This is a genomic window from Chryseobacterium kimseyorum (assembly GCF_025971945.1).
Classification (GTDB): Bacteria; Bacteroidota; Bacteroidia; order Flavobacteriales; family Weeksellaceae; genus Chryseobacterium; species Chryseobacterium kimseyorum.
Genome location: NZ_JAPDHW010000006.1, coordinates 21,756 through 38,396 on the forward strand (window position 1 = coordinate 21,756; position 16,641 = coordinate 38,396).

The 16,641-nt window shown below is 37.8% G+C and carries 9 protein-coding genes; all 9 read left to right on the top strand.

The features are described from left to right. Positions 1-5: 5 nt before the first annotated feature. The 9 genes from OMO38_RS09665 to OMO38_RS09705 all read left to right on the top strand — a co-directional run bounded on the left by OMO38_RS09665 (position 6) and on the right by OMO38_RS09705 (position 16,308). Positions 6-809: a DUF4350 domain-containing protein gene (locus tag OMO38_RS09665; protein WP_264749976.1), complete on the top strand. Its 804-nt coding sequence runs from the start codon at positions 6-8 to the stop codon at positions 807-809. A 312-nt stretch (positions 810-1,121) separates the two neighbouring features. Next, on the top strand, positions 1,122-2,996 hold the full coding sequence (locus tag OMO38_RS09670; RefSeq protein WP_264749977.1) for a rhamnogalacturonan lyase: 1,875 nt from the start codon (positions 1,122-1,124) through the stop codon (positions 2,994-2,996). Positions 2,997-3,259: 263 nt separating this feature from the next. After that, positions 3,260-4,042 (top strand): rhamnogalacturonan acetylesterase, encoded by a 783-nt coding sequence (locus OMO38_RS09675; RefSeq protein WP_264749978.1) that lies wholly within the window; start codon positions 3,260-3,262, stop codon positions 4,040-4,042. 16 nt (positions 4,043-4,058) lie between these two features. After that, complete coding sequence (locus OMO38_RS09680) at positions 4,059-5,219, top strand: glycoside hydrolase family 88/105 protein (RefSeq protein WP_264749979.1); 1,161 nt, start codon at positions 4,059-4,061, stop codon at positions 5,217-5,219. Between the two features lie 681 nt (positions 5,220-5,900). Continuing rightward, positions 5,901-6,989 carry an L-rhamnose/proton symporter RhaT gene (gene rhaT / locus OMO38_RS09685; RefSeq protein ID WP_264749980.1) on the top strand — a complete coding sequence of 363 codons (1,089 nt, stop codon included), beginning with the start codon at positions 5,901-5,903 and terminating at the stop codon, positions 6,987-6,989. 332 nt (positions 6,990-7,321) lie between these two features. Continuing rightward, positions 7,322-10,363 (top strand): SusC/RagA family TonB-linked outer membrane protein, encoded by a 3,042-nt coding sequence (locus tag OMO38_RS09690; RefSeq protein WP_264749981.1) that lies wholly within the window; start codon positions 7,322-7,324, stop codon positions 10,361-10,363. A gap of 18 nt (positions 10,364-10,381) precedes the next feature. Further along, on the top strand, positions 10,382-12,451 hold the full coding sequence (locus tag OMO38_RS09695; RefSeq protein ID WP_264749982.1) for a RagB/SusD family nutrient uptake outer membrane protein: 2,070 nt from the start codon (positions 10,382-10,384) through the stop codon (positions 12,449-12,451). Between the two features lie 274 nt (positions 12,452-12,725). Continuing rightward, the gene (locus OMO38_RS09700) at positions 12,726-14,828 is read left to right on the top strand and encodes a bifunctional aldolase/short-chain dehydrogenase (protein ID WP_264749983.1); all 2,103 of its coding nucleotides are present in this window, start codon (positions 12,726-12,728) and stop codon (positions 14,826-14,828) included. A gap of 202 nt (positions 14,829-15,030) precedes the next feature. Next, complete coding sequence (locus OMO38_RS09705) at positions 15,031-16,308, top strand: TIM barrel protein (RefSeq protein WP_264749984.1); 1,278 nt, start codon at positions 15,031-15,033, stop codon at positions 16,306-16,308. Positions 16,309-16,641: the final 333 nt, after the last annotated feature.

The following is a 16,641-nucleotide window of genomic DNA, read 5'->3' on the forward strand; positions in this document are numbered from 1 at the left end:
TAATTATGACTAAAAATATCATAAAAACATTCGCATTAGGAACTTTGCTGACCTTCAGTTTTTCCAATGCTCAGCAGAAACCGAAAGTGGTTTTAGACAACTTTTTCAACAACGAAAAAAAGGAAAATAAAGAAACCAAAGTTCTGGAATCGTGGCATTACACGTGGAACGACACCAGCAACGGTGGGTTTTCTCTTTTGGGCGAAATCTTCACAAAACAAGGTGCAGAAATCAGCACTTTGACCACAGCTCCTTCAAAAAAAGATTTGAAAAACGCCAATATTTACATCATCGTCGATGCCGATATTGACAAAGAAGCATACGGCGGAAAGGCGAATCTGATTGACCCGACCAGCATCAAAAACCTTACTGATTGGGTGAAAAAGGGAGGCGTTTTGGTTCTGATGAGCAACGATAACGGCAATTCGGAGTTCGAACATTTCAACAAACTGGCTGGAGAATTTGGAATTCACTTTAATGATGATAGCTACAACCGCGTTCAGAAAAGAGAATTTGAGCAGGGAAAAGTGATGGTTCCAGCCGGAAACGAAATTTTCTCTGAGCAGAAATTATATATGAAGGAAGTGGCAACGGTTTCCGTGAAAAGTCCGGCGAAAGAATTGCTTTCTGCGGAAGGCAAAAACATCGCAGCCATCGCGAAAATAGGCAAAGGAACTGTTTTCGCACTAGGCGACCCGTGGTGCTACAACGAGTACATCGACGGCAAAAAGTTACCCGCAGATTTCACCAATTATCAGGGAACTGAAGAGTGGGTGAAATGGTTGTTGAAACAGACTTCTAAGAAATAATTTTTTTAAGTGCAATCTGTTGAAGTTGTGTAGCAAGATTTCTTTGGGCAGCTTAATCCGCCTTCCACTCCCGCTTTTTTGCTCGTCGTTCCTCCTCACAAAAAGAGCTCCGTTCAAGTCGGGCTGCGAATGATTCAACGTTCAAAATTGCTTTTAAATTTTGAAAAACCCTGAAAGGGCAATATCAAAAGCATTGGGTGAAGCCCAATGATAGATTAAAGGAAGATTTCACACAGCCCTGAAAGGGCGAAATCAATTAAAGGAATCTTTGGAAAATGGCAACCATTAGCCAAAACTTATAAAATCAGAATTATGAATGTAAAATTTAAATTTATTTTAGGCGCAATTCTTTTTTCAGAACTCCTGTCAGCACAAAGACAAATGGAATATCTGAAACGCGGAATTGTTGCCATACCTTCAGATTCAGGCGTTTTTGTGAGTTGGCGTTTGCTTGGTACAGAAGCTCAGAATACTCATTTTGATTTGTACCGAACTGAAAATAATTCAACCAAAAAGCTGATCGAAAAACCACTTTCTAACGAAACCAATTTTTTAGATAAAACCGCAGACAAAGCAAAAAATTATACTTATTTCGTCAAATCAAATACGCAGGATAAATCAGTTGATATTGATTCTGCAAACTATGTAGCCAACCAAAAACCTTATTTTTCAATTCCACTAAAAACTCCAACAGGTTATACGCCAAATGATGCTTCAGTAGCAGATTTGGATGGCGACGGTGAATATGAAATCATCCTTCATCAAACCGGAAGGTCAAAAGATAACAGCCAGAAAGGAGAGACTGACCCGCCCATTATTCAGGCTTATAAATTGGACGGGAAGCTTTTGTGGGAAATCAATTTAGGCAAAAACATCAGAGAAGGAGCGCATTATACACAATTTTTAGTCTATGATTTAGACCAGGACGGAAAAGCTGAAATTGTAATGAAAACCGCTGACGGAAGCAGAGACGGAAAAGGGAAATTCATTGGCGACCCGACAAAAAATTACGTCAACGAAAACGGAATGATTCTCTCTGGACCGGAATTTATGACTGTTTTTGATGGAGAAACCGGAGCAGAAATTCACACCGTGAATTATGTAGTTCCAAGATTTGCCGGCAGTTTAAATCCAACCGACGGAGAAATGACCGAAACCTGGGGCGACGCCAAAGGAAACCGACTCGACAGATTTTTGGGAGCTGTTGCTTATCTGGATGGCAAAACGCCGAGTGTGATTATGTCGAGAGGTTATTACACCAGAACCGCAATTGCAGCTTGGGATTATAAAGATAAAAAACTCAGCCTGCGGTGGCTTTTTAATACCGAAAGTTCGGAAGAAAATAAAAAATACCGCGGACAGGGAAATCACAATCTCAGCATTGCGGATGTCGATAACGACGGAAAAGATGAAATTGTTTTCGGGGCAATGACTGTAGATGATGACGGAAAAGTGTTGAACAGCACAGGTTTCGGTCACGGCGATGCTTTGCACGTTGGAGATTTAGACCCATCCAATCCTGGATTGGAAATATTTGATATTCAGGAAAGATTTGATGATGCAGGAGCGCATTTCAGGGACGGCAAAACCGGGAAAATTTTATGGAAATTGCCATCAACTGTTTACAGTGAATCCAGTAAATTTCAAGGCCCTGGACGTGGTTTGTCTTTAAATATCGACCCTCGTTACGAAGGTTCGGAATCGTGGGCTGCAGGAGCTGGACTGAAAGGGGTTTACAATACAAAAGGAAAAAAAATCAGCAACAAAAATCCACCAGCGAATATGGGGATTTATTGGGATGGGGATTTTTTAAGCGAAATTTTAGACGGAACAAACGTATCAAAATGGGACTGGAAAAAAGAAAAATCTAATTTAATTTTTGATGCTAAAAATTTCCAATGCGAATCGAATAATGGGACGAAGAAAAATCCGGCTTTGGTGGCTGATTTATTCGGAGACTGGCGTGAAGAGGTGATGTACAGAACGGCCGATAATCAGGAACTGAGAATTTTTTCTACAACAATTCCAACGAAACACAGGCTGTACACTTTGATGCATAATCCGCAGTATCGTTTGAGTATTGTATGGCAAAATGTTGGGTACAATCAACCTCCGCATACCGATTATTATTTGGATGAATCGATTAAAGAAATGCCAAAACCTAATATTGTAACTATAAAAAAATAGACCTTACAAAGAAGTTTTTTAACCACAACAGGCACAAAAGATTTTGGACACATTAGTAATTTGAAGTTTGTGATTCAACTTTTAAAAAGAGCACATCAGTTTCGAAAATCAAAGATTTTCATATTGGTCTTATGTAAGCGAAGCGGCTTTGCCTCAAATAATAAATTAATTGAAGGAATCGGCTAAACTTCGTTTTGTGAAATGAAAAAAGAATATTTAAATAAAAACTCTGCGAGCTTCGTGTTCAAAAAAATAAAAGTATTATGAAAATAAAGTTCATGCTTCCAATTTTAGCTTTGATTTTAATTATCGGAGCATCTTTTCAAAAACTTCAGGATAAACCTGTTCTTTACATCATAGGAGATTCAACCGTACAGAATGGTTCTGGTAAAGGCTCAGACTCACTTTGGGGATGGGGAAGTTTTATGAATTTATTTTTAGATACAACAAAAATAGAGATTCAGAATCATGCGAAAGGTGGCAGAAGCAGCAGAACTTTTATCACAGAGGGCCGGTGGGATTCCATTATGAAAACCATTAAAAAAGGAGATTATGTTTTGATGCAGTTTGGTCACAATGATGGTGGCGAACTGGCAGATACACTGAGAGCTAGAGGAACAATTAAAGGAATTGGAGATGAGTCCAAAGATATCTACAACCCAATCCTTAAAGTGGACGAAACGGTTTATACTTACGGTCATTACATGAGAAAATATGCGAATGAGGCGAAATCGAAAGGGGCAATTCCCATTATAGTTTCGCCAATTCCGAGAAATAAATTTAACGAGAAAGGTAAAATCGACAAAGACCAGTACGGCATTTGGTCACAAGAAGTTGCCCAACAAACCGGAGCTTATTTTTTAGATTTAAATACAATGGTCATCAAAAAATATGAAAAAATGGGAGCCGAAAAAGTAAAAGCTTTCTTCCCAAAAGACCATACGCATACTAATGAGGCCGGAGCAATTTTTAATGCGGAACTGGTTACAAAAGGCATTAAGGATTTAAAGAAATCTGAACTCAGGAATTATTTAAATAGAAAATAAAAATAAATATATACTTATGAAAAAGCTATTAACAACAGTTTTTTTTGCACTGATCATCGGAGGTTTGACTTCCTGTTCAGTACAGAAGAATGCTTCAGCAAGCAAAGTGGAAATTCCAAACAAAAAAGAAGTTTTGGAAGTTTCAAGAAGAGCGAATCAATACTTTATGGACAAGTGGCCGGATACCAAAAAAGACATTGTTGGTAAGAAAGTCTGGCCTAGTAATCTCTGGACGAGAGCGGTGTACTACGAAGGTTTGATGGCGTTACATTCTGTAGATCCAAAGAAAGAATATTATGATTATGCAATGTCTTGGGCAAACAATCACAAGTGGGATTTACAACGGGGTACATACACCCGAAACGCCGATCATCAGGCTTGCGGACAAACCTATCTCGACCTTTACGAAATCGATGGAAGAAAACATCCTGAAAGAATTAAAAAAGTAAAAGCTGCGATGGACAGCATGATTGCAACCAAAAAAGTAGATGACTGGTGGTGGATTGATGCCCTTCAAATGTCGATGCCAATCTTTACTAAATTGGGTAGAATTACCGGCGAACAAAAATATTTCGACAGAAATTACGAAATGTATGCTTACACAAAATACAAGCATGGCGGAAATGGTTTGTACAATCAGGCAGACAAAATCTGGTGGAGAGACAAAGATTTCGTGCCGCCTTACAAAGAGCCAAATGGTGAAGACTGTTACTGGAGCCGTGGAAATGGTTGGGTGGTGGCTGCGTTAGCAAAAACGCTGCAAGACACGCCTAGATCTGATCCTCATTATAAAGAATATCTGCAGGATTATAAAGATATGTTGGCAGCGTTACTTCCGATTCAGAGGGAAGATGGTTTTTGGAATGTGAGTTTACACGATCCAAACAATTTCGGTGGAAAAGAAACAACAGGAACTGCACTTTTCGTGTACGGAATGGCGTATGGCGTGAACAACGGATTAATCGACAGAGATACTTATTTACCTGTTTTAGTTAAAGCATGGAACGCGATGGTCAAAGATTCTGTCCAGCCTAACGGATTTTTAGGGTGGGTTCAGGGAACCGGAAAAGAGCCGAAAGATGGTCAACCATTAGCAGTAGATAAAGTTCCTGATTTTGAAGATTACGGATTGGGATGTTTTTTACTTGCTGGAAGTGAGGTTTATAAATTGAAATAGATTTTAGCTCCCGCAGATCAAGGTGATTTTGCAGATCTTTAAAATATAAGTCTGCTCAAACCTTCAAGGTTTCTAAAACCTTGAGGGTTTTTTTATGAGAAAGTTCAGTACACATGTGCTTCACATTTTCTCATCATGAGAAACCTAATCGCACGCATTGAATAAACTTTCTCATAAGGGGGAAACCTTGTCGCACCCGTGTAATGAACTTTCCCCTAAAGTAGATTGTATGTTGCAAACGTGCTTTAAACTTTCCCCTAAAACTGTCTTTAAAAATAAAACACTAATCTTTTTAACACGAAATCACCATCATCAAAAATCAAACATCCATAGATCAAACCTAACGGGTTTTCAAAACCCGTTAGGTTTTTTGTTTTTTGGATGAAAAATTAATTGGAAGTCAAACATATTTTTGAAATGGATTTTTACTCTAAACAATAAAAAGAGCTCTGATTAATTTTCAGTTTTAATCTAAATTCCAGAATGTCACAATATCTAGGGCAAATTTTAAAAGTTTAAAGAATAAAATATTATAGATAACTTTCATTAAAATAACAACTTAAGCCAAAATTTGTAAATCGTGTGAATTTTATTATTTTTCAAAATCATCATACATGACACTACAAGACGCGCAATCGGTTACATCTTGCTAATTTTCAAATTCAATCAATCAGAAAAATTATGAATGCATTATTAGGAGTTTTATTTCATTTTTTGGGAGGCTTTGCTTCGGGCAGTTTTTATATGCCTTACAAAAAAGTAAAAGGATGGCAATGGGAAACTTTTTGGTTGATCGGAGGAACATTCTCATGGATCATCGTTCCGCCGTTGGCTGCCTTTCTTACGATTCCTGATTTTTGGGAAATCATTAAAAATGCAGGTTCATCTATCTTAGGATTCACATTTCTGTTTGGGGCACTTTGGGGAATTGGTGGTTTTATGTATGGTTTGGGCGTTCGTTACTTGGGAGTGGCTTTGGGAAGCAGCATCATGTTAGGGCTTACGATGGTAATCGGTTCACTTTTGCCTTCCATTTATTATGAATTTAATCCTGAAGCAGGAAAAGACAATATCGGTTTAATGTTTTCCAGCGATTGGGGAAAAATGGTACTTTTAGGACTTTTGGTTTGCGTTGTAGGAATTATCATCAGCGGAAAAGCTGGTGTGATGAAAGATAAAGAACTTCAGACCGATGCCATCGATCCTCACGGAATGGAAGTGAAAACGGAATACAAATTTGGTTTAGGATTGATCGTAGCAATCATTTCGGGAGTTTTAAGTGCCTGTTTTAATTTCGGCCTGGAGGCTGGAAAACCAATGGCGAATGTTGCCAATGAAGCATGGAAATTGGCAAATCCAAATCAGGGAGAGTTTCTTTTTCAAAATAATGTAACGTATGTTGTTGTTCTTTGGGGCGGTATGTTGTCGAATCTGATCGGTTGTCTTTATCTTTCATTTAAAAATAAATCATATTCAGATTATACCAAAAAGAGCGTTCCTGTTGTAAAAAATATCATTTTCTGTGCGTTGGCAGGAACGATGTGGTTTTTACAGTTCTTCTTTTACGGAATGGGAGAAAGCAAAATGGGGAATGGCCCAAGTTCATGGATTTTGCACATGGCATTCATTATTTTAATTGCGAATCTTTGGGGCGTAATTATTAAGGAATGGAAAGGCGTATCTAAAAAGACAATCACTACAATTTCATTGGGAATGTTTGTGCTGTTTATTTCGATATTGATTGTCGGATATGGAAATTCAATCAGATAGAAATATTTTCATAAAGAATATTAAATTTTATATAGTTCATTTTTGTAAGGCACTGATAAAGATCAGTGTCTTTTTTTTTGCTAATAATTTACTTTTCAGTAGTAATTTTTTAAGTGAATCTAAATTTTTATAACAAATAAATATTTACGAATTTCAAATTTTATTCTATTTTCTGTCATTGAATCACTAATGCATTTAAATTTTATATCAAATATTTATAAATATTTAAGTAAAATTAAGAATTATGTAAGGCAGGATATTGCAGGATGCGAGAAGTTTTGTAACAATGTACTTTGGTGACAGAATTAAGTAATGTAAATAAAAATTAATATATGTCTCAAATAATTAAACAGAGGAATCTAAAGCCACTCATCGCACCGCTCTTTTTGCTTGCGTCTGGTTTTATGTTCGGACAGCAAGTGACAAGCGATACTGCAAAAGTAGATACTAAAGAGATCGAAGAGGTTGTAGTTATCGGTTACGGTAAAGTAAGAAAGTCTGACCTTACCGGATCTGTATCATCAGTATCTGCGAAAGACTTGGCTGCAACGCCATCGATGAATGCACTACAGGCTTTACAAGGTAGGGCTGCCGGATTAAATATTGTGACGGCCGGTGGTGCTCCAGGAGCAGGTGCTAACGTTACCATTCGTGGTGGAGCATCTATTACTCAAGGTACTGAACCTTTATACATTGTTGATGGATTTCAGTTTGATAATGCATTAAATATTATTAACCCTAATGACATTGAAAGTATTGATGTCCTTAAAGGAGCTTCTGCCATTGCAATCTATGGTTCGCGTGGTTCCAACGGTATTATTGTTATTAAAACCAAAACGGGTAAGAAAGGAAGAGTGACCGTTCAGTACAATTCTTTCATGGCGTTTGACATGCTGTCTAAGAAATTGGATATGATTTCAAATGCTGAACAGTATGTGAAATATCAATATGAACTTGCTCAGTTACAGGGAAAAACTACACAGTGGAGTAATGTTTTTGACAATAGCTTGGGAATCGATTCACCAGGGTTTTATACAGGTGCTTTTAACAGAATCAGTAACCGTTACGGTTCAGCGCCAGCATTAGACTGGCAGGAAAAAATGCTTGGCGGAACAGGACTTACGCAAAACCATAACGTAAACGTTTCTGCAGGTACCGATAAAACGCAGGTTTTTGTAAGTTATAATTATAATAAGCAGGAGGGTTTATTACAAAATTTCAGCGAAACTAGAAATTCATTACGTGCAAATATAAATTCTGAATTGTATAAAGGCATACGTTTAGATTTCAGTTCAATGTTCACTTCCAATTCTACAAACGGAGGAGGAGCATATTCGGGAATGAAAAAGATTCTTTTACAGCCTATTACCGGAGGAACATTATTTAGTCAGGATCAGTTGTTTAATACACAGACTTTTGCAGATTATTCAAGTTTAGATTCTTCTTTTGATACCGAAAATCCATATATCGAAACTGCAGCATCTACTTCAAACAGACGTGCCCGAACATTTTTAGCGAATGTAGGTTTAGAATTTGATTTATTGAAGAATTTTACTTTCAGAACAGCAGGATCATATAACTGGACAAACAGTAAGTCTACCTCATTCTCAGATAAAAATTCCCGTGCATTTCTTACAGATCCTGTGAATACAGGAATCAACGGAAGTATTGGTAATTCTGAATCTTACAGATATCAAATCACCAATACATTGACCTATAATAAAACTGTTGGTGAAAAACATAAATTTACTGGTTTAATCGGTAATGAAATCGTTTACCAGGAAAATGAAAGCAACAGTATGAGATTGATAAGATTTCCTACTATCCTAAATTATGGTTTGGATGATATTACTAATGCTACTGTTGCAGATAAAGATGCAGACAGATCTTCTTTCAGCTTACTTTCGTACTTCGGACGTGTAAATTATAACTACGATAACCGTTATTTATTGACGGGTACTTTACGTTATGATGGTTCTTCCAAATTTAAAGATAATCTTTGGGGAATGTTCCCATCGGCAGCTGTAGCTTGGCGTGTTTCTGAAGAAGGCTTTTGGAAAAATTCTAAAATTGACAATTATATTAATGATCTAAAGTTAAGAGGAGAATACGGTGTGGTTGGTAATAATAATATTCCAAATAATGTATTCAGAACCAATGTGGTAGGAACGGACTATCCAACAAATAATACGATTGGTAACCTAGCTTTAGTAACAAGTTCTGTTTTAGGAAACCGTGGTGTAGAGTGGGAGTCAATGAGATCTACAAATATCGGAGTTGATCTTGCATTATTTAACAACAGAATTAAATTAACTTCCGAATGGTATAACAATAATGTAAATGGTATGCTGTTGGAAACTTTACTTCCCGCATCTACTGGATATAGAAGTAAGTTTATAAATATCGGTTCTATGGTGAACCGAGGTATGGAATATACGTTAAACACGATTAACCTGAAATCTGAAAACTTCAGATGGTCTACAGATGCAAATATTGGTTTTAATAAATCTAAGGTATTGTCTCTTGATGACGGAAGAACTTTCAGAAACTTCAGTGTAGGTAGCAACAGAGCAGGGATGGTAACGTATTATGCCACTGTTGGAGAAGAATTGGGAGACATGTACGGTTATGTTTATCAGGGAATTTATACGACTGATGACTTTACTCAGGCAGCAAACGGAACATTAACCTTAAAGCCAGGAGTTGTAAAACCAGCTTCCGGAACACCTAGACCCGGAGATATTAAATTTGCTGCAGATAATGACGCAGGAGATCAGTTTACCAGAAAAATGGTAAAAATAGGAAACGGTACTCCTGATTTTATCGGTGGTATAAGTAATAACTTTTCTTACAAAGGATTTGATTTAGCAGTCTTTTTAAAATTCAGTGTGGGAGGTGATATTTATAATGCGACTAAGCACAGTTTGAGTCCGTATGCATTATATCAGAACGTTCCTTCAGAATTCGGTGATAACTATTACCATGTGGTAGATCCAAATACAGGTCAGGCTGCAACAAGTTTAGTAAGATTAAAAGAACTTAACCCTAATGAAAGCGACAGGCTTTGGAGTTTAGGAAATACAAATTCCAGTTACATTACTTACCCTTCATCATATTATGTAGAAGATGGTTCGTATTTAAGGGTTTCTATGGTAACTTTAGGGTATTCATTTCCGAAAGAATTCTTAAACACGGTGAGATTATCAAATGCGCGTATTTATGCTACAGTGAATAACTTGGCAACAATTACAGGATATTCTGGTTTTGATCCGGAGGTGTCAGCAGCAAGTGGTGTTACAGTAACACCTGGATATGATAATTCTTCGTTCCCGAGATCCAGAAGCTATGTATTGGGGATCAATCTTACTTTTTAATATTTAATTGTTTCAATCATGAAAAATATATTTAACAAACATAATTTAATAAAAAAACTGATCATTGTTCCTACAATACTTATTGCAGGTTTGGGTGTAAATTCTTGTAGTGATGAATTTCTAGATCAGCCTGCTTATAATTCATCTGATACAGAATCTGTTTTTAATAATATAGAAACAGCAGATGCTTTTGTTCAGGGTTTATACAGAGGTCTTGTGCCTACGGAAATGTTTTACCAGTTAGGAGCCGGTGACACAGTGACGCATTCGGCGGAAGATGGATCTACCAATAATTCCAAATACAATATCTGTAATTACCAGTACGACTCAAAAACGCCTAACACAATTACGGGAATTTACGCGGCAATGTATGCGGTTATAGAAAGAACCAACATCGCAATCGACAGATTACCGGATATGCCAGCCAGCCCAAAACGTGAAGCATTGTTGGCAGAGGCAAAAGCCATTCGTGCTTTTTGTTATTATAATTTAATCAGGGTTTACGGTGATGTACCGGCTATTTGGATTCCTCTGGAAGAAGCAGATCCCAACGATCCAAGTACGCTTTATCCTAAGCGTTCTTCTCGTGACGATATTTACGATAGAGTAATCAGCGATATACAAGAATCTATTGTTAATATGCCAACTTCTAACGGTACTCCGGAAAGATTAAATAAGCAGTCTACCAATGCACTTTTAGCCAGAATAGCATTGTATGCTGCAGGATATTCTCTTCGTTGGCCTCTTAATACTTCAACGCCGGGAACAATGTCCCGCCGTCCGGATAATGCAAGAGTTCAGCAATTATATCAGATTGCAGATGCAGCAGCGGCTTCTGTAATCAACGGCGGTACAAACAGTCTGGTACAGGCATCAGGAGGTAAGAGCGGTTTTGAAGCACTTTGGTTTAATTTTGACAGAAGAAATTTTGCAGCAGTTAATCAGGAAATGCTTTGGCATATCGCTTCATACGGACCTAACACCAACTCTGCATTTGGAGTCTACGCACATCCAGGATCCAGAGGAGGTACCTATGGTTCTCGTAAAGCTTTGCAGTTTATACTTCCAAGTTACTATCTGTCTTTCAATGCAGCAGATAAGCGTAGAGATGTAGCAACTACTTCTTACAGCATCTATTTCTTGAATGGTGGTGCTGCTACTGATACCTGGGTTGATGTGGGAACTACGTACTCTTGTATTATGCCTGGAAAATTCAGAATTTCATGGTGTGTGGAGCCACAGGCTGCAGATTCACGTAATTTGAATATTCCTATCATCAGATATGCAGACGTATTACTGATGTATGCAGAAACGCAAAATTATTTAAATAACGGACCTACAGCTGCGGGTACTGCAGCATTAATGCAGGTGAGAAATCGTGCAGGAATTGGCGCTTTACCAGCACCTACAGGTCAGCAGGCATTTGAATCAGCAATTGTTCAGGAGCGTAAATGGGAATTTTCAGATGAGTTCATGCTTCGTACAGATTTAATTCGTATGAATAAGTTGGCAAGCGAAATTGATGCGACAAAAACAGCAATGAAAAATCTTTCAAACCGTACAGGTCAATTTGCAACAACTCCAATCTACCGTCTTTACAAATTTCACAAAAATGCACAGATTTATGGAGATCCTTTCTTGGCTGTTACTTATATCGAACTAACTAATCCTGCACAGATTGCACAGGTTCAGGCAGTACCTACAAGTAATGCGAATAATGCGTATGCAACATACCAAACTACTTTGAAGGCTATTGCCGCAGCAAACGGACAAACATCAACAACAGATGACAAGTGGTATCCTGTAAATATGTTCCAGGCTTACACAAGTACATTCAATGGTAATGCAAGAAAAGCCGTAGGATTTACAGCCGGATTCAATACCCTACAGGTTGGTGCAATTATTTATACCAAACCAACAGGATCATTTGAAAACGGTGGAACCTATCCGAACTGGATCGAAGGCGGTGGCGATGGCCTTTTCTACGGCTTTGTACCGAATAAAACAGAATTGCTTCCATTTGCGGCGCAGTCTGCAGGTCATCCAATGATTGATAACCCAAATTTAACACAGCTTCCTGGATATTAATCAATACAATATTTAGCATTTAATTAAACATTAAGAAAGTGTAAAGATTGATGGTTTTCCTGTTGCTCTTATCAACTTTCTTAATGTTTATAATTTAAGGAACATTCAATCACAAAATATTAATAATAAAACACTTAATACGATTGTTACAAATAACGGAATAATCATACGTTAATTTATCTTTAACTAAAGCATCTTGCAGTATAGTGCGGGATAGTGTAACGGGTAAAACAATCTAAATTTGAGTAAAATTCAGAAAAACAAAAGAAAACAAATGGAAAACGTAAAAACATTTAAATACGTAGATTATTTATGGGATGAAGAAAAAGCAGCATCATTTGGCGACGACCAGGTGGCTTTATTTTTATACCGTTCAAACATATTAGGAGCAGACCTTAGAATTACCAATTATGGTGGTGGTAACACAAGTTGCAAAACCATAGAAAAAGATCCTTTGACTAATGAGGAAGTTGAAGTAATGTGGGTAAAAGGTTCAGGTGGTGACATCGGAACACTTACAAGAAAAGGAATCGCCGGATTGTATACGGAAAGATTAAGAAATCTTAAAAATGTTTACGGAGGATTGGCAGACGAAGACAGAATGGTTGGTTTATTCGACCACTGTATTTTCGATTTGGAAAGCAAAGCGCCTTCTATTGATACGCCTCTTCACGGTTTACTTCCATTCAAACATATCGATCACCTTCACCCGGATGCATTAATTGCAGTAGCTGCCGCCAAAGACAGCGAAGCGATTACCAAAGAAATCTGGGGAGATACAATGGGCTGGGTTCCATGGCAGCGTCCCGGTTTTGACTTAGGTTTACAGTTGGAAAAATGTTTAGCCGATAATCCTGGAATCAGAGGAATTGTTTTGGGTAGCCATGGTTTATTCACTTGGGGAGACACTTCTTACGAATCTTATATGAACAGTCTGGAAGTAATCGAAATGGCTTCTGAGTATATCGCTAAAAAAATCGAAGAAAAAGGACAGGTTTTTGGCGGACAGAAAGTAGAATCTCTTCCTGCTGACGAACGTAAAAACAAAGCTGCTCAGATTATGCCTTTGTTGAGAGGTTTAGCATCTTCTGAAAACAGAATGGTTGGTCATTTCACAGACAGCGATGTTGTTTTGGAATACATCAACAGTAATGATTTGGAAAGATTGGCTCCACTTGGAACTTCTTGTCCGGATCACTTCTTAAGAACAAAGATTCAGCCTTTAGTGTTGACTTTAGATAAGAATGAAGATTTAAGCGATTCTAAAGCGATTTTAGAAAAATTAAATCCACTTTTCGAACAGTACAGACAGGAATACAAAGACTATTACGAAACGTGTAAGCATTCAAACAGCCCTGCAATGCGTGACCCGAATCCGGTGATCATCATCTACCCGGGAGTTGGAATGTTCAGTTTCTCAAAAGATAAGCAGACAACGCGTGTTGCCAACGAATTTTATGTGAATGCAATTAACGTAATGCGTGGCGCAGAAGCAATTTCTGAATACACTTCTCTGCCAAGACAGGAAGCATTCGATATCGAATACTGGTTATTGGAGGAAGCGAAGCTTCAGAGAATGCCTAAAGAAAAACCATTATCAAGAAAGGTTGCTATCGTAACCGGAGCAGGTGGTGGAATTGGACAGGCCATCGCAGACAAAATGGTTCAGGAAGGTGCAGTCGTTGTTTACACAGATTTAAATCAGGAAGCAGTAGAATCTGTAACTGCAAAATACAGCAAAGATCAGGCAGTAGCCGTGACTTGTGATGTGACCAGCGAAGAGGCAATTGCAAACGCTTTCAAAGAAGCTGTTTTAGCTTTTGGTGGAGTAGACATCATCGTGCATTCTGCTGGTTTGGCTATTTCTAAATCTTTGGAAGACACCACTACAAAAGACTGGGATTTACTTGAAAATGTTTTGGTAAAAGGTCAGTTCTTAATGGCGAAAAGCGGTGCTGAGGTTTTGAAAAAGCAAAATCTAGGTGGAGACATCGTAAGCATTGCCAGTAAAAACGGATTGGTTGCCGGACCAAACAACGTAGCCTACGGAACTGCAAAGGCAGCGCAACAGCACATGACAAGATTATTGGCAGCAGAATTGGCAGCTGATAAAATCCGTGTGAATGTGGTAAATCCGGATGGCGTTATCGTTGGAAGCAAAATCTGGGAAGGTTCATGGGCAGAAGGCCGCGCAAAAGCCAACGGAATTTCTGTAGAAGAATTACCTGCATTTTACGCAAAAAGAAATTTATTAAACGAAATTATCCTTCCTGAAGACATCGCAAACGGAGTTTTTGCCTGTGTTGCAATATTAGATAAAACCACAGGAAACATCATCAATGTCGATGGAGGAATGGCGAATGCGTTCCCGAGATAATATTAAAAATTTAACCACAAAAGTCACAAAAGTTTTTTGAAGTTATTATTCGGATTCTGAAAAGATAAAATAAGGATTACCGAAATTTGTTGAGTTGAAAAGACAAGGCTTATTTGAACTTAAATGCGCAAAACATTAAAGCTATAAATTTTCAGGAAAGCTTTTGTGACTTTTGTGGTAAAAATAAATTTAAAAATAAATCATGATTATAGGAAAAGATATCATTGAACAACACAACAAAAACGAAGTTGAAAATTTCAATTCAGACTTCGCATATTTATCAGATAAATTAACAAAATCAGGTTCAGACGTTGCTGAAATCGTTAACAAAATCGCTGATTTCCAGGTGGCAATTCCAAGCTGGGCTTTAGGTGCAGGCGGAACCCGTTTCGGAAGATTTTCTTACGGTGGCGAACCGGCAGTTTTAGAACAGAAATTAGATGATGTTGGATTGCTTCATGCACTTACTCATTCTGCAGGAGCCGTTTCACTACACATTCCATGGGATATTCCAAGTGATGTAAGTGCTCTGAAAGAAAGCGCAGCATCTCACGGTTTGATCTTTGATGCGATGAATTCAAACACATTTCAGGATCAGCCGGATGCAAAACATTCATATAAATTCGGTTCTCTAAATTCGGTAAACGAAGATTCCCGTGCTTATGCTGTTGAACACAACAAAGAAGTAATCAGAATCGGAAAAGAATTAGATTCAAAAAGCTTGACCGTTTGGTTGGCAGACGGAGCAAGTTTTCCAGGACAGTTAAACTTCCAGACTGCTTTATCAAACACTGAAAAAAGCTTAAAAGAAATCTACGCAGGAATGCCGGAAGACTGGAAACTGTTCATAGAATACAAACCATACGAACCGAATTTCTATTCAACAACCATTCAGGATTGGGGAACTTCTTTCATGCTGGCAAATGCTTGCGGGGACAGAGCTTTCACTTTGGTTGATTTGGGTCATCATTTACCAAACACCAACATTGAGCAAATCGTTGCAACATTGATGTACAAAGGTAAATTGGGTGGTTTCCACTTCAATGACAGTAAATATGGTGATGATGATTTGACGGTGGGTTCTATCAAACCTTATGCTTTATTCCTGATCTTCAATGAATTGGTGTACGGAATGGAAAATAATAAAAACAATCCTTATCCGGCTTGGATGATTGACGCAAGTCACAACATCAAAGATCCTCTGGAAGATTTATTACAGTCTTTGGAAGCCATCTTAATCGCTTATGCTCAGGCACTTTTGGTTGATCAGAAAGCTTTAAAAGAAGCACAGCTGAACAATGACGTTGTCGCAGCTCAGGATATTTTGCAGAATGCGTACAGAACAGACGTTCGTCCGTTGTTGAAAGCGGCTAGACTGCAGACTGGCGCGGCTTTAGACCCAATTACTGCTTACAGAAGTTTAAAGGTGAGAGAAACCTTGATTTCTGAGAGAGGCTGGGCAAAAGCAACCGGATTGTAAGATCCGTATTAATTTGATAATTACTTTCAGGTGCAATCGAAAGTTTAATTATATGTATCCTTATTTACCGTTGAGAAAAGAGTGTTTAGAAAATTAGGACTAGGCTTCGTTATTTAAGAAATCAGTGGATTTTTTTCTTAATTTTTCCTAATCACTAAACACTCCTTGATGGTTTTAAATCTTTTAGTAATTAAAGATACCAAAAAAAAGTTTAAATCTTTGAAGCCTTTGCTAAGTGAAACGCCTTTGCGAACTTAAAAAAAATCAGCTTGTCAAAAAAAAATCTTAGCGGACTTTGCGTTTAAATTAAATGTAAAGCAAATTAGTGCTGTT